This window comes from Alteromonas sp. ABV4_515 (assembly GCF_056160345.1).
In genome coordinates this window covers 82425-99455 of record NZ_JBSWWZ010000003.1, presented here as the reverse complement: position 1 = coordinate 99455, position 17031 = coordinate 82425, and the positions used below count along the sequence as shown (strand labels likewise).

At 47.9% G+C, this 17031-nt stretch carries 18 protein-coding genes; 17 read left to right on the top strand and 1 reads right to left on the bottom strand.

Features of this window, described 5'->3' with window-relative positions:
* Positions 1 to 104: 104 nt before the first annotated feature.
* The 6 genes from ACXAGX_RS08190 (at position 105) to ACXAGX_RS08165 (ending at position 6562) form a co-directional block, all read left to right on the top strand.
* Positions 105 to 551, top strand: a complete 447-nt coding sequence (locus tag ACXAGX_RS08190) for a tellurite resistance TerB family protein (RefSeq protein ID WP_474837674.1) — start codon at positions 105 to 107, stop codon at positions 549 to 551.
* A gap of 43 nt (positions 552 to 594) precedes the next feature.
* A complete protein-coding gene (locus ACXAGX_RS08185) occupies positions 595 to 2661 on the top strand; it encodes a putative bifunctional diguanylate cyclase/phosphodiesterase (protein ID WP_474837672.1) in 2067 nt (688 codons plus the stop codon).
* A 200-nt stretch (positions 2662 to 2861) separates the two neighbouring features.
* Positions 2862 to 3131, top strand: coding sequence for an EF-hand domain-containing protein (locus ACXAGX_RS08180; RefSeq protein ID WP_474818025.1), 270 nt, complete (start codon positions 2862 to 2864; stop codon positions 3129 to 3131).
* Between the two features lie 100 nt (positions 3132 to 3231).
* On the top strand, positions 3232 to 4635 hold the full coding sequence (locus tag ACXAGX_RS08175) for a sensor histidine kinase (RefSeq protein WP_474838101.1): 1404 nt from the start codon (positions 3232 to 3234) through the stop codon (positions 4633 to 4635).
* Positions 4632 to 5225, top strand: a complete 594-nt coding sequence (locus ACXAGX_RS08170) for a hypothetical protein (RefSeq protein WP_474818026.1) — start codon at positions 4632 to 4634, stop codon at positions 5223 to 5225. Before ACXAGX_RS08175 ends, ACXAGX_RS08170 begins: the two co-directional genes overlap by 4 nt.
* Complete coding sequence (locus tag ACXAGX_RS08165; protein WP_474837670.1) at positions 5222 to 6562, top strand: sigma 54-interacting transcriptional regulator; 1341 nt, start codon at positions 5222 to 5224, stop codon at positions 6560 to 6562. The genes ACXAGX_RS08170 and ACXAGX_RS08165 overlap by 4 nt, the downstream gene beginning before the upstream one ends.
* Positions 6563 to 6647: 85 nt before the next feature.
* Here the strand turns inward: ACXAGX_RS08165 and ACXAGX_RS08160 are convergent, their stop codons facing one another.
* The gene (locus ACXAGX_RS08160) at positions 6648 to 7550 is read right to left on the bottom strand and encodes a DUF72 domain-containing protein (protein ID WP_474837669.1); all 903 of its coding nucleotides are present in this window, start codon (positions 7548 to 7550) and stop codon (positions 6648 to 6650) included.
* A gap of 178 nt (positions 7551 to 7728) precedes the next feature.
* Between ACXAGX_RS08160 and aspS the strand changes: the two genes are divergently transcribed.
* The 11 genes from aspS to pal all read left to right on the top strand — a co-directional run bounded on the left by aspS (position 7729) and on the right by pal (position 17016).
* Positions 7729 to 9492: an aspartate--tRNA ligase gene (gene aspS / locus ACXAGX_RS08155; protein WP_474837667.1), complete on the top strand. Its 1764-nt coding sequence runs from the start codon at positions 7729 to 7731 to the stop codon at positions 9490 to 9492.
* Positions 9493 to 9498: 6 nt separating this feature from the next.
* Positions 9499 to 9936: a dihydroneopterin triphosphate diphosphatase gene (gene nudB / locus ACXAGX_RS08150; RefSeq protein ID WP_474818031.1), complete on the top strand. Its 438-nt coding sequence runs from the start codon at positions 9499 to 9501 to the stop codon at positions 9934 to 9936.
* The gene (ruvC, locus tag ACXAGX_RS08145) at positions 9933 to 10451 is read left to right on the top strand and encodes a crossover junction endodeoxyribonuclease RuvC (RefSeq protein ID WP_070126880.1); all 519 of its coding nucleotides are present in this window, start codon (positions 9933 to 9935) and stop codon (positions 10449 to 10451) included. The genes nudB and ruvC overlap by 4 nt, the downstream gene beginning before the upstream one ends.
* A 187-nt stretch (positions 10452 to 10638) precedes the next feature.
* Positions 10639 to 11256 (top strand): Holliday junction branch migration protein RuvA, encoded by a 618-nt coding sequence (gene ruvA, locus ACXAGX_RS08140; protein ID WP_474818033.1) that lies wholly within the window; start codon positions 10639 to 10641, stop codon positions 11254 to 11256.
* A 12-nt stretch (positions 11257 to 11268) separates the two neighbouring features.
* Complete coding sequence (ruvB, locus tag ACXAGX_RS08135) at positions 11269 to 12273, top strand: Holliday junction branch migration DNA helicase RuvB (RefSeq protein ID WP_070126878.1); 1005 nt, start codon at positions 11269 to 11271, stop codon at positions 12271 to 12273.
* Positions 12274 to 12710: 437 nt separating this feature from the next.
* Positions 12711 to 13115 carry a tol-pal system-associated acyl-CoA thioesterase gene (gene ybgC, locus ACXAGX_RS08130; RefSeq protein ID WP_070126877.1) on the top strand — a complete coding sequence of 135 codons (405 nt, stop codon included), beginning with the start codon at positions 12711 to 12713 and terminating at the stop codon, positions 13113 to 13115.
* Entirely contained in the window at positions 13105 to 13785 is a 681-nt protein-coding gene (tolQ, locus tag ACXAGX_RS08125; RefSeq protein WP_474837665.1) for a protein TolQ, read from the top strand. Before ybgC ends, tolQ begins: the two co-directional genes overlap by 11 nt.
* Before the next feature lie 21 nt (positions 13786 to 13806).
* Positions 13807 to 14229 (top strand): protein TolR, encoded by a 423-nt coding sequence (gene tolR / locus ACXAGX_RS08120; protein ID WP_070126875.1) that lies wholly within the window; start codon positions 13807 to 13809, stop codon positions 14227 to 14229.
* 9 nt (positions 14230 to 14238) lie between these two features.
* Positions 14239 to 15051, top strand: coding sequence for a cell envelope integrity protein TolA (tolA, locus tag ACXAGX_RS08115; protein WP_070126874.1), 813 nt, complete (start codon positions 14239 to 14241; stop codon positions 15049 to 15051).
* Between the two features lie 5 nt (positions 15052 to 15056).
* Positions 15057 to 16412, top strand: a complete 1356-nt coding sequence (gene tolB, locus ACXAGX_RS08110) for a Tol-Pal system beta propeller repeat protein TolB (RefSeq protein WP_474837663.1) — start codon at positions 15057 to 15059, stop codon at positions 16410 to 16412.
* Positions 16413 to 16449: 37 nt separating this feature from the next.
* A complete protein-coding gene (pal, locus tag ACXAGX_RS08105; RefSeq protein ID WP_474837661.1) occupies positions 16450 to 17016 on the top strand; it encodes a peptidoglycan-associated lipoprotein Pal in 567 nt (188 codons plus the stop codon).
* The last annotated feature ends 15 nt before the right edge of the window (positions 17017 to 17031 follow it).

Here is a 17031-nt window from a genome sequence, read left to right as displayed (position 1 = left end):
GCACGTGATTAATCGGCTTAAATTTGAAGCCTGTCTCAGTAGAAAATACATTTTGTTAATTTGCGCGTATATAAAGGTAATTTTTCTCAAACGGACATAAAGCTATGTTAAAAGCGGTACTTGAGCTTTTTCGCAACAATCACGACGATAAACCACAACAACACACGGTCAAATTGGCTACCGCAGCACTGCTAAGCGAGATCATTCGTGCAGATAGGCAGGCCGATCCACGCGAGTTAGAAGCTTATAAAACGCTGCTCAATGAGCAATTCTCCTTGTTAGATGATGAGCTAAGTACATTAATGGAAGAGGGACAATCATCGGCAGAAGAGGCGGTGGATTTGGTGCAATTCACGCAAGTTATTAATCAAAAGTGTAATAATGGTGAAAAGCAGGATATTCTTACCGACCTGTGGAAAGTTGCCTATGCTGACGAAAATATAGCGCCAATTGAGGAGCATATTATACGGCGAATCGCCGATTTACTGCATATACCTCACAGCCAGTTTATAAAATCTAAGCTCTCGGTAACTGAAAATCATGCTGAGTAGCCTGCGCCTTTTTGCGTGTGCAGGATAGTTAAGGAAAGACGCCTTGTTCCGGTCGATAAAATTGCCTCTTACACTGTTGGTAACAGCGGTAGTCTCTGTCTCCGTAGTGGCGACGTTCTATTTGTCTGCGCGCAGTCAGGACGAACGGATAGAGATGCTGGAAAAGCAAAAAGTATCGAACCTATCTGACAATATCGCCATGCGAATAGCTAGCGAGAGTGATGCTAGCCGACAAAACGTCATCATCGATAGAGAGTTGGCACTGCTCGAAAACAGTCAGGCCATCATTGCTGCATACATTTTCGACGAACAAAAACGTTTGCTTGGTGCTTCCGGGAGCGGTCGTTCAGAGGAAATGAAACAACTGGCCTTAAAGCATCCCTACGGTGTCCTTGCTGACGACGATCTCATTCTTAGCGTGTCGGAAATTGGAAGTGATTATGCCGTAGAGGGCACAGTGGTCGTTATCAGTGATTTATCTGATGTTAAAAAGCAAGGTCAGCAGGTCCTGGCGTTTCAGACTTTGCCTGAACTCATTGCGGTTATTATTATTGCTGTTGTTATCGCTTTTTCGATTATTCAAGTGCTCTTGAAGCCACTCAAAGACCTCATCGACTTCACCCGAAAAATATCGCTTAGCAAAGATTACACAGCCCGTTTCCTGCCTGGAAAAAGTCGCGAAATCAGCAGTCTCGTTGGCAATATTAATAGCTTTCTGGACACGATTGAAGTTGAACTCACCATCAATAAAGAGCAAAACGCGACACTCGTAGAGCAGCAGCAAACCATGATGCGACTTGCGAATTACGACAGCCTGACAGCGCTTCCTAATCGCCAGTTTGTCATGGATAACCTCAGGTTAGAACTGGCGAGAGTGAGACGTCTACGAGAAGATTTAGCACTCATCTTTTTTGACCTTGACGGTTTTAAAAGTATTAATGATTCACTGGGTCATGAAACCGGGGATTTAATCCTGATTGAAGTGGCCGACAGGGTGCAAAATTTATTGCGGGAAGGGGATTTAGTGGCCCGTCTCGGCGGCGATGAATTTATCATCGTTCCCGACCGCGATGTGTCCGATGTAAGTCTGAATAATCTGGCGACAAAATTAGTAAGTGCCTTTGAAGAGCCCTTTATGCTGCGGGGACTGGCGTTGTCTGTGGGGGTGAGTGTCGGTATTGCCAGAGCCACGGATGCAGGCTACGAGCTTAGCCAACTGATGAGTAATGCCGATCTCGCCATGTATCGCTCAAAAGCGAAAGGCCGGGGAACCCATACCCTCTTTACCGTTGATATGGTGGAATCGTATAAGCGCAAGATGTCTCTGGCAAACAGTATCGACAGTGCGATTCGTCATGATGAATTCCGCGTTTACTATCAGCCGAAAATCTCTAAGCATGGCGCGGTCATAGGTCTTGAAGCGTTAATCCGCTGGGAGCACCCAGAGTACGGTATGGTGATGCCTGGCGAATTTATTCCTATTGCAGAGCAGGGCGGACGAATTTCTTCCATTACGCAATGGATGATAGAGCGGGTCTGCATGGAGTTGCCTGATTTGCAGATGCTGGTTGACAATAAGTTTAGAGTTGCCATTAATCTTTCTGGTCACGATTTGCGTCATACCGACCTATTCAACGATATTTATGAATTGTTCGAGCGCTATAAGGTGCACCCTGAATATTTCGAGTTTGAGGTGACAGAATCCTCTTACCTGGAAAACTTTGATACTGCTGACAAGTTTTTTAAACGCTTGAGTAACATGGGCTGCGCCATTGCATTAGACGACTTCGGAACCGGGTATTCATCGTTAAGTTATCTCACGCAAATCACTATCGATACATTAAAGATTGATAGACAATTTATCTGTGAATTAGAATCTTCAGATCGGTCGCGAATGGTAACCGGCTCGATCATTGATTTAGCAAAACGCCTTGCGCTTACCGTCTGTGCTGAGGGCATTGAGCAACCAAGCCAGTGGCGCTATCTCAATGAACATGGTTGTGATCATGTGCAGGGCTTTTTGTTCAGCAAACCTGTTCCACTTTCTAAACTAATAGAACTGCCGAAAAACTTTTCCCATTTTTTGGATGACACAACTTCCGTTGAGTAAATCCCATCTTCAGTGTGTAGATATTTAGCAACACTCTACATGTTGTTATTTATTGGTCTTATTGTAAGTCTCTGATGTTTAACTGCTTTTAATGTTTGGCATTACTCCTGCTTACTTATGAGTAGGTGAGCTTCTGTATTGACGCAGTGATTACGTTTCCATACATCCGCTCACGCATATTTGAGCACAGGAGGTCTGATATGAAACGTATTGAAAAACTATTTTTGCTGCTACTTACCATCGTCACTATCCAGGCAGTCGCCGTGGCAGATGCCCATGCTGTTGAAACAATGTTGTCAGATTTAGATGACGACCAAGATGGCGCTATTTCCTTGAAAGAGGCCGTAGCGGACACCCGATTATTGCGCTTGTTCAGTCGCATCGACAAGAACGGTGATGGTTTGTTGAGCATGGAAGAACTGGAAAGTAGTAAAGAAGTGATTTTGGTGAGTTTGCAAACGCCAAACTAAGTTTTAATTACGATGGCTACGCTGTTTTTGGCGTTGCCATCTATTGCGGCAATCATAGGGGTGTGCGATCCTGAAAAACCGGATTTTACTTAGTGATCGAATTTTGCGAGTTGGTTCCCTCAGACAACTAACCCTAGGCAGTTTCATACTGGCTTTGGTTCCCCTCATTGCACTGTTGTGGCAAAGTCAAAGCGACCTTGCAAAAGTAAGCCGTATGACAACGGCGGAAACCCGGTTCGTGGTTACCGCAGTGGGATTCATGCAGCAATTAGAAGGTGCGGCGACAGACCTGGAGCGTACACTTCGACAATATGCCATCATACAAAACACCACCGTGGCTGATTTGACAGATAATGCCATTGCGCAGTTTGCCTCAGCGCAGCAGGATTTGTGTGACATCATCGACAATTCCGAAAACTGTCAGCAATTAGTTAAGCAAATCGAACAACTTCGAAATTTCCGCACGATTAACGATCAACTATTACTTAATGCCTATCTTGCATCGTTAAGTAATGGCGTTATTGCTATGCGCAAAGACGTCGATGCATCCATTCAGGCTCGACTGGCTATTCAACGTGAAGACATGACCAACATGCAGGCCAAACAAGCTTGGTCTACAGCCATGTTGGTATCGGTGTCATTACTGTTAATTCTGTTAGGAAGCCAATTGATTGTTAAGCCGGTCAACAAACTGAAACAGATCATTCAAATTCTCGCTCACCAACGGGGGGAGTTGCCGCCTCTTTCAACCAAAGCCCCGTTTGAACTTATTGGTGTGGAAAAAGATCTACACTGGCTTTCTGAACGTTTACAACAACTTGAGCATATCCGCACTGCGCTGTTACGTCATGCGGCCCATGAGTTAAAAACCCCGTTGGCAAGTATTAAAGAAGGCTGTAGCTTGCTATCTGAGAATGTAGTCGGGGAGTTGAATCCCCAACAGGCAGAAGTTTTATCGCTTTTGAGTTCCAGTACCCAGCGCTTGAATACGTTGGTGGAAAAGTTACTTGACTATAACCTCTTGCTACAACAGGCCGAGCCTAAATTCACCAGTATCGATCCTGCCGAACTCGTACGTGATTGTGTAGAAGATTATGCACTGGCGCTTCAAGACAGAGAAGTGACGGTGGATGTACGTGTTGAATCGGTCAGTGTCGACGAGGAACTCTACCGCCGTATCCTCGACAACCTCGTGTCAAACGCCGTTGCCCACGGTGCTATTGGCAGGCCGATTTCAGTCAATATTTATGAACAGGACGGTGTAGCCGTGCTCGACGTGGCGAACCGCGGTAAAAAAATACCGCAGGAAAAAGTGGGTAAATTATTTGAACCCTTTACCCGCGGTGACGATCCGAGAAATGACAATGTTATTGGAACAGGTCTCGGCCTGTCTATCGTCTCAGATTGCGCGCGCTTGATGTACGGTGATGTCGCTGTTGTTGAAGTTGATTATGCTGATGTGTGTTTCAGAGTCAGTATCCCGCAGAAGGAAAAACGTAAATGAGAATTAAATTATTGTTGCCCATCGTCGTCTTGTTAGGCGGGTGCGCAGCAATAGAAGGGAATCAGTCAGCGCCGGTTATCCCGGTTGAAGACAACAGTCAAACGCCACAACTCGTGGAAAGCGACTCCTTGTGTCTTGTTGACGAAGATGCAGCCAATTTTGAACATCAGTGCGACTTATTATATTGGGTCAATTTATGGGTTCAGGCTGACAACACCCGCTGGCCTGTACGTAAACAAGCTATCGCTGATTTGGGCGAGGGCATTGACGATAAAATTAAAAAAGTCATTTTATCGTTACCCACGGACACGCCGTATCAGTCTCGACTGCGGGCTCAACACTGGTTAGAGGAAGTCGTCAGCCAACTTACGCCAGAAATGCAAGCTGTGGTGAAAACCATTGTCGACGCGCCAAACAGCGAAATGCTGGAGTTGGAATCGGCACTGGTCATTCTAAACAGAGTGAATACTGACAAAGAAAAACAAATAAAGATGCTTGAAGAAGATTTAGAAGTGCAAACAAAGAAGATGGATGAGTTGCTCAAAGTAGAAGCAACGCTGATGGATAAAAACAGGAGTACCCAACGATGAATAAATCCGGAGAACGCAATGCCCGATTGCTACTCGTTGATGACGATAAGAGTCTGTTACGCCTGCTAACCATCCGACTTGAAGGTGAAGGCTATCAAGTCACTGCGGTCGAAGACGGCCAAGCCGCTTTGCGTAAAATCCGCAGCGAAGATTTTGATGTGGTGTTATCCGATCTGCGCATGCCCGGACTCGATGGATTAAGTCTGTTCGAGGAAATAATGGGCGTACGAAAAGATATTCCAGTGATTTTAATGACGGCCCACGGCACCATTTCAGATGCAGTTGCGGCCACGCAACGGGGTGTGTTTGGATTCTTACCAAAGCCTGTTGACCATGATGAATTAAGAAAACTACTGCAAAAGGCGCTGAGCCAATCGCTTTCAGTGCAACCTGAAGATTGGTGTAAAGACATCATTACCCGCGCGCCGGAAATGACCAGCGTGATGGATCAGGCATTCCGCATCGCACAGCGTGAAGTGAGCGTGCTGATCAGTGGTGCTAGCGGTACCGGTAAAGAACTGTTAGCAAATGCGATTCACCGCGCCAGCAATCGTCGCGACAAACCGTTTATTGCGATTAACTGTGGCGCACTGCCGGAAAACCTGCTGGAGTCAGAATTGTTTGGCCATGCGAAAGGGGCTTTCACCGGCGCCGTACATGCGAATGCGGGTCTGTTCCGTGAAGCGGATGGCGGCACACTGTTCCTCGATGAAATTGGTGACATGCCGATGACACTGCAAGTTAAATTATTGCGTGCTCTGCAGGAACGTCAAATTCGCCCAGTGGGTAGCGCTAAGCATGTGGATATTGATGTACGTATTATCTCGGCCACCCATAAAGATTTGCACAAAGAGATGGAAGAGGGCACCTTCCGGGAAGATTTGTACTATCGCCTGAATGTTGTGAATCTGAAACTGCCATCGTTGAAAGAACGTAGCGAAGATATTCCGCTGTTGGCGCGCACCTTGTTGCAACAAAGTGGGCAGCGTCATGGCGTTAACGTGACGCAGTTTTCCGACGACGCCATGCAGTTAATGGTGAAGTCTGAATGGCCGGGTAACGTGCGTCAACTGGTTAACGTGGTTGAACAGTGTGTGGCGTTAACCCAGACGCCGGTTATTCCGTTACACCTTGTTCAGCAAGCACTGTCGGCGACCCGTCAGAGCTGGCCAACCCTTACCGAAGCGCGGGATGCATTTGAGCAGAAGTATCTGCACAAACTGCTTAAAATGACCGACGGTAATGTGACTCGCGCGGCTGAGCTGGCTGGTCGCAACCGCACCGATATGCACAAGTTGATGAAAAAACATGAACTTGACGCCGGAGATTTCCGCTAAATACTCCCTTGCTAAGACACTCTGAAACCCGTCAGAGTGTCTTATTTCTGTTTAAATTACCTTTCTGAACTCAAGAAGCGCCGCGTCAGAACAGCGAGGTTTGCTCGGCAGCGGGTGGCGGAAACGTCAGCGTCGGTAAGGCATTTTCAGGGTAGCGGGCGTTGTAGGCATCAATAAATTCCGCCGCCAGCCACGGCGCATCGCCGTTTTCCGGTCTGTGAAAGAACATATAGGGCGTCCGGCCTTCCTGTCTCCACTGATGACATTTGCCAATCCATGGCTGCATGCAACATGTGTTCGCCTCATCATCCGTTCCGCCAACGAACCGGACCACAGGCTGCATGCCGGTGGCAATCACGTTAACCGGTAACTTCGGTTTTTTTCTTTGCACTTCTGCGGTGAGTTCATCAAGAGGCGGATTAGCAAATAATCCCCGGGTATCCATGATTACTCGGTTTGCGTTTCTTTCCATAAGCAGGCGGTTAAACTGCTGCTCTGCCTGTCCCTTTTCGAAAAACGCCGGATGGCGCACTTCTACACCCATCGCTAAGTCCTGAGGAAACTGCGACAGCATTTCTGCAATGGCAGGCAGAGACTGCGGGCCGACACTGGCAGGAAACTGCAGCATCAGCATGCCCAGTTTCTCTTTCAGCGGGGCGAGCAGGGCAAGCTGTTTTTCGATATCCGGATGAAAAGGATCAAGCGCACCGCCGTGAGTGACGGTCTGATGTACCTTAAAATTAAAGCGAAAATTAGCCGGTGTCAGTTCAATCCAGCGCTGCACGGTTTCCTCTGACGGCAGAGAATAAAAAGTGGTATTCCCTTCTACCGAATTCATTTGTTTTGCATAGTACTCAAGCATGTTTTTTCTGGCACTGGTGTCGTTAAACCAATCTGTAGGCCAGCGTTGGTGTTGCCACTGCGGTACGCCAATGTACACAGGTGGCAGAGAATTGTTCAGTTGGCCAGGGATTTCGTTTTTTGTCATTGGGCTTTACGATGCATTTGTTTATACTATGCGACCTTATTTTTATCTAAAGTCTGAGGCTTATCCGGATTGTTCATTTAGAAGAACGCGAATATTCGGCAGCATTGAAGCACTGACAGCATCGCCATGCAAGTCAGCATCGCCAGGCAGACAACACATTACCAGAGGTTCAGGGACCATGCGCACAGATTACTGTGGGAATATTGATTCATCATACGTCGGCCAGGAAGTCACACTTTGTGGTTGGGTTAACAAGCGTCGTGACTTAGGTGGCGTTATCTTCATTGATCTTCGTGACCGCGAAGGTATTGTGCAGGTGGTCTTCGATCCGGATTTACCGAAAGTGTTGGAAGTGGCGAACAAGCTGCGTAACGAATTCTGCGTAAAACTCACCGGTAAAGTACGTCCTCGTCCTGAAGGACAAATCAACAAAGCCATGCGCACTGGTGAAATTGAAATTCTCGGCACGGGCCTGGAAATCATCAATAAGTCGGCAGTACTACCTCTGGACTGGAATCAGGAAAACTCAGAAGAGCAGCGCCTGCGTTACCGTTACCTCGACCTGCGTCGCCCGATAATGAGCGACCGCCTGAAGTTCCGTGCCAAGGTAACCGGCGCAGTACGCCGTTATTTGGAAGAGGAAGGTTTCCTCGATATCGAAACGCCAATCCTGACCAAAGCAACGCCAGAAGGTGCCCGCGACTATTTGGTGCCAAGCCGTACTCATAAGGGCGAATTCTTTGCGCTGCCTCAGTCTCCGCAGCTGTTTAAACAACTGCTGATGATGTCGGGCATGGACCGCTATTACCAAATCGTAAAATGTTTCCGTGACGAAGACTTACGTGCTGACCGTCAGCCGGAATTTACCCAAATCGATTTAGAAACCACCTTCCTTGATGCCGATGGCGTGATGTCTATCACTGAAGGCATGATCCGCGACCTGTTCCAGAAAATGTTGAATGTCGATCTGGGCGAATTCCCGCGCATGACCTACGCAGAAGCGATGAAGCGTTTCGGTAGCGACAAACCAGACCTACGTAACCCGCTTGAGCTGGTGGACGTGGCTGACTTGCTTGAAAACGTAGAGTTTAAAGTATTCTCTGGCCCTGCTACCGACCCGAAAGGGCGTGTTGCGGTTATCCGTGTTCCGGGCGGTGCAAGTCTGTCACGTAAACAGATTGACGAGTACACCAAGTTTGTTGGTATTTACGGCGCCAAGGGCTTGGCATGGATGAAGGTTAACGAAGACAAGCCTGGTCAGGAAGGTCTGCAGTCGCCTATTTTGAAGTTCCTGTCAGAAGATATTACCGATGCGCTGCTGCAGCGCACTGGTGCGCAAGCTGGCGACATTCTGCTGTTTGGCGCAGATAACAAAAACGTTGTTACCGAAGCCATGGGCGCATTACGCCTGAAGTTAGGTGAAGATTTTGAGTTGCTGGATGGCGACTGGAAACCGCTGTGGGTAGTAGACTTCCCGATGTTTGAAGAAGCCGACGGTGCATTGTTTGCGTGTCACCACCCGTTTACAGCACCTCGCGGCCTAACGGCAGATGAGCTGAAAGCCAACCCGGCAGAAGCCATTTCTGATGCCTACGACATGGTACTGAACGGTGTAGAGCTGGGCGGTGGTTCTGTGCGTATTCACAATCAAGACATGCAGTCAGCGGTATTCAGTATTCTGGGTATCGATGAAGAAGAAGCACAAAACAAGTTTGGCTTCCTGTTAGAAGCGCTGCAGTTTGGTGCGCCACCGCATGCAGGTTTGGCATTTGGTCTGGATCGTCTGGTCATGTTGATGACCGGTGCAACGTCTATTCGTGACGTCATGGCGTTCCCGAAAACCACCACTGCGGCGTGCCCGCTGACTGACGCACCAAGCCCGGCTAACCCGGCTGCGTTGGCAGAACTGGCGATAGCCACAGTAAAAAAAGACACTGAATAAACCCTAATGGCGTTTAAGCGACCGGAATCGGTGCTGGTGGTGCTCTATGACGAGCACCACCGAATTTTAGTGCTTCAGCGCGATGACGACCCGGAGTTCTGGCAATCGGTAACGGGTACCGTCGAGCAGGGTGAAAAGCCTGTCGAAACAGCCCTGCGCGAGGTAGCAGAGGAAACGGGTATTGTGCTGGTTTCCGCACAGCTGAAGAACTGCTTTCAAATTAACCGCTATCTCATTCGTAAACGATGGCTCCATCGTTATCCCCCAGGCACCCAATACAATACCGAACATGTGTTTACTGCCCAGGTTCCCTCTACAGCGAACATCATTCTTACCGAACATTTAGCCCACGAGTGGCTAAGCAAACCCCTTGCGTTAATGCGTTTATGGTCGCCATCTAACCGCGATGCAGCAGAAGCATTTGTACCTGGACCACTAACATGATTATACTGGGTATAGATCCAGGGTCGCGAATTACCGGCTATGGTGTCATCGCCAGAAAGCAGGGAAAATTAGTGTACCTGGGAAGTGGTTGTATCCGTGTGAAAAGTGATGTGATGGCCGATCGACTGGCGCAAATTTTTGCTGGTGTAGGTGAAGTGATTCGCCAATTTAGCCCGCAACAGTTCGCCATCGAACAAGTGTTTATGGCTAAAAATCCTGACTCGGCATTAAAGTTGGGGCAGGCCAGAGGGGCCGCAATTGTTGCCGCAACGCAGGCTGAACTGCCGGTGGCTGAATATTCCGCTAGGCAAATTAAGCAAGCGGTGGTAGGAAAAGGCAGCGCCGAGAAAACCCAGGTGCAGCACATGGTGAAACATTTGCTGAATCTGCCAGGCACACCTCAAGCTGATGCGGCCGATGCCCTGGCTGTGGCACTGTGTCACGCCCACACGGAACAAAGTCTAATTAACATGGCGGGACAGGCCAGCAAAACCGTCCGTCGCCGCTTGCGCTGAGAGATACCCGCCTAAATTTCGCGGCACAGCACAGATTTGCGACCCCAATCAAAACACGCGGTAAACCCATCCATGGGCGCTCTACCGCAGCGTCCCTGCTGCGGAAGGTTTTGAATGGGGCCACTAATCTCTGCCTGCAAAATTTAAGCGGGCATCTAGGCCGGCACCTAATTTGGTTATCAAATAAATGATTGGAAGAATTGAAGGGCGATTATTAGAAAAACAGCCCCCGGAAGTATTAATCGATGTGAATGGCATTGGCTATGAAATTCAAATGCCGATGACCAGTTTTTATCAATTACCAGCAGTGGGTGAGAGTGTGGCAGTTTATACACACTTTGTGGTGCGCGAAGACGCCCAGTTACTGTTTGGTTTTGCCGATAAAATGGAACGGGAGCTGTTCCGCGAACTGATTAAAGCCAATGGTGTGGGGCCGAAGTTGGGCCTTACCATTCTGTCTGGCATGTCTGCAGGACAATTTCTAATTAGCGTACAGAACGAAGATGTGAGTGCGCTGGTAAGTCTACCGGGTATTGGCAAGAAAACTGCCGAAAGGCTGGTGGTTGAACTGAAAGACCGACTGGCGAAGTTCGGTAAGCAACAAGCTGTTCCAATGCCTGTAGACGTCGACGCCAAATTCATGAACACTATCGTGCCGGTAAACGATGCCAGAGAAGAAGCGCAAAGTGCACTGATTGCCTTAGGGTATAAACCTGCTCAGGCCAGTAAGCTGGTTGAATCTGTTTATCAGGACGGTATGGGTAGCGAAAGTCTCATTCGCGAAGCTTTAAAAGCGGCACTTTAACGGAAATTTTTGATGATTGAAGCTGATAGACTGATTGCCCCTTCTGCTACTACGGAAGACGAAGTCATTGACCGCGCCATTCGGCCAAAAATGCTGTCTGACTACACCGGTCAGCCTCACGTGTGTGAGCAGATGGAAATTTTTATTCAGGCTGCCCGCAACCGCGAAGATGCGCTGGATCATCTGTTGATTTTTGGTCCGCCAGGGCTGGGTAAAACCACCCTGGCAAACATCGTGGCTAATGAGATGGGTGTGAACATCAAAACTACCTCCGGCCCGGTACTAGAAAAAGCGGGCGATTTAGCGGCACTGCTGACTAACCTCGAAAAGAACGATGTGTTGTTTATCGATGAAATACATCGCTTGAGTCCGGTGGTAGAAGAAATCCTTTATCCAGCCATGGAAGACTATCAGTTAGATATCATGATTGGCGAGGGGCCTGCGGCCCGTTCTATCAAGCTCGATTTACCGCCGTTTACGCTGGTGGGAGCGACTACCCGGGCCGGTTCGTTGACATCACCACTGCGAGACCGCTTTGGTATTGTTCAGCGTCTTGAGTTTTACAACGTTAAAGATCTCACCACCATTATTCAGCGTAGCGCTAGCTACTTGAATTTAGACATGGACGAAGAGGGGGCTCAAGAAGTGGCCCGTCGCTCCCGCGGCACGCCACGTATTGCTAACCGCTTGTTACGTCGTGTACGAGACTATGCCGAAATAAAAGCCGATGGACAGGTACACGCCGATGTCGCGGCGAAAGCCCTGGATATGCTCGATGTAGACAAAGAAGGCTTCGACTATATGGATAGAAAGCTGCTCACTGCCATTATTGACAAGTTTGATGGTGGTCCGGTAGGTCTGGATAACCTGGCTGCTGCTATTGGTGAAGAGAAAGAAACCATCGAGGATGTGATTGAGCCTTTCCTTATTCAGCAAGGGTTCTTACAGCGCACGCCGCGGGGACGCATTGTTTCTCAACGGGCCTATTTACATTTCGGATTTGAACCTGAATCCTGATATCTCCCCTATATATACAGGAAAGAACAGCCGTTTTTTCCTTTTTCTTTCTATTCATGTATCTTTCAGGCAGTTTTCAACAGGCATAAAAAAAGCCCGCTCAAAATGAACGGGCTAAAACAACAAGTGTTGAAGGAAATAAATCCAGGGAACTCATGTCAATCAGGAGAAAACTCGTGTGAAACGTCTTTCAACTGTTTCACTCTGTTCGACAGATGACGCGCATTATAAAGCGTATTTTTACCCTGGCAATTGAGTAAAATTATATTTTTTAATTAGAAAAACTAATGTGTTAATTCAGTGTTATCAATATGGTTGCTATTCGCTGTTAACCTTGATTTATCGGCGATCTATCGCCAAAAACAGACCATTTGGTGGGTGCTGAACGTTGAATTATACTGTGACATTTTCATTACATTTTTATAGTGGAGTATTGCATGGCTACCCATACCCTGAAAGTCAGGGTTTACTATGAAGACACCGATGCCGGAGGCATCGTTTATTATGCCAATTATTTGAAATTCATGGAGCGTGCGCGCACAGAGTGGTTGCGAGAGCTCGGCTATGAACAAGACAAGTTAATGGAACAATCTATAGCCTTTGTCGTCAAACGGGTTGAAATGCATAACCATGCGCCAGCCAGATTTAATCAATTGTTGAGTATTGAATCGCAAATTGTAGAATTGAAGGGCGCAAGCCTCACGTTCAGGCAACTAATAAAAGATCCGCATGACAAATTGATTGTTTCGGCGGACATAAAAATTGCATGTGTCGACCCTGTGGCAATGAAGCCACGGAAAGTACCAGCCACTTTATTAGGGGATTTATCCAGTGGAATCTGATTTAACGTTTATCGGACTTTTTTTACAGGCCAGCTTTGTAGTACAGCTCATCATGTTATTGCTGTTGAGTGTTTCCATTGCTTCCTGGACATTTATCTTCCAGCGCACTAAAGCGCTAAATGCCGCAGACAAAGAGATGCGCCAGTTTGAAGACAAATTCTGGTCCGGTGCCGACCTTAACCGCCTTTATCAGGAATTGTCTGCCCGCTCAGATGTAAAAGGCATGGCCAATATTTTCTGTGCAGGATTTAAAGAGTTTGTGCGTTTACGCAAAGGAAGCACGCCTGTAAACGGCATTGTCGACGGTACATATCGTGCCATGCGTGTATCCATGTCACGCCAAGTAGAAGAATTGGAAAGCCGTTTACCGTTCCTCGCCACCGCGGGTTCCATTAGCCCTTACATCGGCCTGTTTGGCACGGTGTGGGGTATCATGAATGCCTTTATTGCCTTAGGCGAAGTGCAACAAGCTACACTGGCTATGGTTGCGCCAGGCATTGCAGAAGCGCTGATTGCTACCGCAATCGGTTTGTTTGCTGCTATTCCAGCTGTTATTGCCTACAACCGCTTCAGCCACAAAGTTGAAAAGCTTGAAAATAGCTATGGCAATTTTATGGAAGAATTTTCTGCGATTCTGCAGCGCCAGGCCTCAGCAGCGCAACCACAATAACTTTCGCACTGGAGAACGAGTATGTATACCCGTAAACGACGTCGTCCGGTATCCGAAATCAATGTGGTGCCTTACATCGACGTTATGTTGGTGCTGTTAATCATCTTTATGGTTACCGCGCCACTTATCTCACAGGGCGTGAAAGTCGAACTGCCAAAAGCCAGTGCCCAGCCAATTGAACAGGAAGATACGCCGCCGCTCATTGCGTCAGTCGATGTGCAAGGCAATTACTATCTAAATATTGGTAACGATCAGGAAACTGCTTTAGGTACGCAAGAGCTTACCGCCCTTGTCGCTGAGAAGTTAAAAGCCGAGCCGCAAACGCCCGTTGTGGTGAAAGGCGACGGTCAGGTAGCGTATAACGAAGTCATTCAGTTGATGGTGTTGCTACAGCAGGCGGGCGTGCCGTCAGTTGGCCTGATGACCGATCCTGTAGACGAATAGTCATAAAGTATGCGTAAATTAAATTCTAATCAGCAAGCATTAGCTAAAGCCATTGGCGTTCATGTGGCGATTGCTGTAGTGTTGCTAATTAGCGTCAGTTTTTCTCCTGAGCCTTTCGAGCCGGTGAGCAACAGTGATGCGCCTGTTATACAGGCGACTTTCATTGATGCTCAAGCAATCGCCGACAAGAAGAAAGCCGAGGAAGCTGCTGCAGCGAAAGCCCAGGCTGAAGCAAACGAGCGTCAGCGCAAGGCACGTGAAGCCGCTGCGGCGGAGAAGAAGCGTAAGGCTGACGCGGCCGCTCGACAGGCAGCAGAGAAAAAGGCGGCCGACAAAAAACGCCGGGAAGAAGCTGAACGTAAAAAGCAGCAAGAACTGAAACAGCTAGCCGCACAAAAAGAGAAAGATCGTAAGGCCAGGGAAGCCCGTGAAAAGGCTGAAGCCGAGCGAAAAGCAAAAGAAGCGGCTGAAAAAGCAGAACAGGACAGGATCTTGCAAGAGCAGCTTAAAGCGGAACAAGCTGCGCAGGCTCAGCGTCGTAGGAAGCAGGTGATGAGTGAGGTCGATCGTTATCGCGCGCTAATTACTGCAACCGTACAACGATTCCTGATTGCGGATGACAGCTTTAAAGGAAAAGAGTGTAAATTAAATATTCGCCTCGCAACTTCGGGTTATGTTACCCAGGTCACTCGTCGGGGCGGTAATGACGCACTTTGCCGTGCAGCAGAAACAGCCGTTCGTCGGCCGGATAAATTGCCTGTATCTGATGATCCGGCTGTATACGAACAAATAAGAGATATAAACATAACGGTGAGACTGTAGTGACGATGAGAAATATCAGGATGTTATTAGGTCTGGTTCTACTGAGCATCAGTGGCCTGGCCAACGCTTCATTAGAAATTGTGATCACCGAAGGGGTAGACAGTGCGCGTCCTATTGGCGTAGTGCCGTTCAAGTGGGGTGGTCCCGGTCAGATGCCGGAGAACATTTCGGATGTGGTTACCGCGGATTTAACCCGCAGTGGTAAATTTAATCCTATTGCTCGGGCAAAAATGCCTCAGCAGCCTACGACCGACAAACAGGTTAATTATAATGCCTGGGCCAAAGCGGGCGTCGATACTATTTTAGTGGGTACCATTACCCCGGAAGGCACAGACAAGTATCGTGTGTCTTACGAACTGATCGACGTGTTACGAGGCCAAGTAACGGGTGGTAAATCCCAGGGCATGAGCAATGGTAAACTAGCAAACAGTGCCGACCATGTTATCGATAGTCGTCAGGCTGTTATCAGTTCGGCAGATTTTCGCCAATATGCTCACCGTATCAGCGATGTGGTGTATGAAAAACTTACCGGTGAACGTGGTGCCTTCCTGACTCGCTTGGCTTATGTGGTTGTGCGTGATCGCAAAACCAATAAATTACCCTACCAGTTGGTTATTTCAGACTACGATGGTGAGAACGAAACGCGCTTGTTGTCGTCACCAGAGCCATTGATGTCGCCGGCATGGTCGCCAGACGGAGAAAAGCTAGCGTATGTGAGCTTCGAGAATAAACGTCCGCAGATTATCATTCAGGATATTTACACCATGAAACGTACCACGATGACGGATTTCCCTGGCATCAACGGTAGCCCGGCATTCTCACCCGATGGCAAGAGTTTGGCCATGGTGTTATCGAAAGATGGAAATCCTGAAATCTATGTTATGGATATTGCAACGAAAAATCTGCGCAGAATCACCCGTAACCGCGCTATCGACACTGAGCCAGGTTGGTTACCAGACGGTAGTGGGTTAATTTTTAGCTCGGAACGGGGTGGTAAACCTCAGATTTATAGCGTAAATTTATCTTCCCGGAAGGTAAGACGCCTTACATTTGAAGGCGAGCAGAATCTTGGCGGTACCATCACACCTGATGGCAGGCAGATGGTTTTGGTTAATCGCACTCGTGGTGATTATCATATCGCTAAACTTGGATTGGAAAATGGCGGCATACAGGTACTGACGAAAACCTTTTTGGATGAGTCTCCGAGTATTGCCCCGAATGGAAGCATGATTATTTACAGTACCCTTCATGAGGGCACTCAGGTACTATCTTTAGTGTCACTGGATGGGCGCTTTAAAGCCAGGTTACCAGCCACAAATGGACAAGTGAAGTCGCCGAGTTGGTCACCATTTTTGTTATAAAACAGATAAACATAAATAAAATATAAGGATTAAGAGGATGCAAATGAACAAAGTAATGAAAAGCTTCATTATTGCCTTACCGGTGGTGACTATGATGGCTTGTTCTTCAGGCCCTTCTGAGGAAGAGTTAGCCGCAGAGCGTAACCGTGTTGCGCAAGAACAAGCAGAAGCAGAGCGCCAGGCTCGTGAAGCAGAAGCTGCACGCGTACAGGCTGAAGCTGCTCAGCGCGTTGAACGTATGAAAGAAATTGTTGAAGAGCAGAAAGCTGCACTGAAACAAGAGCAAACGGTTTACTTTGATTTCGACCGTTCAACGATTAAAGCGGAATTCCAAACTCTGTTAGATAAGCACGCTGAGTTCCTGGTACAAAATCCAGATCAAAACGTGGTTATCGAAGGTCACACTGACCAACGTGGTACACCAGAATACAACATTGCACTGGGCGAGCGTCGTGCACAGGCAGTTGAAACCTATCTGATGAATGCTGGTGTAAGCAGCAGCCAGATCTCAACCGTTTCTTACGGTGAAGAGAAGCCAGCAGTTATGGGTTCTACCGAATACGCGATGGCACAAAATCGTCGTGGTATCGTTGTTTACCAATAAGGGCTTAAGCTTTGG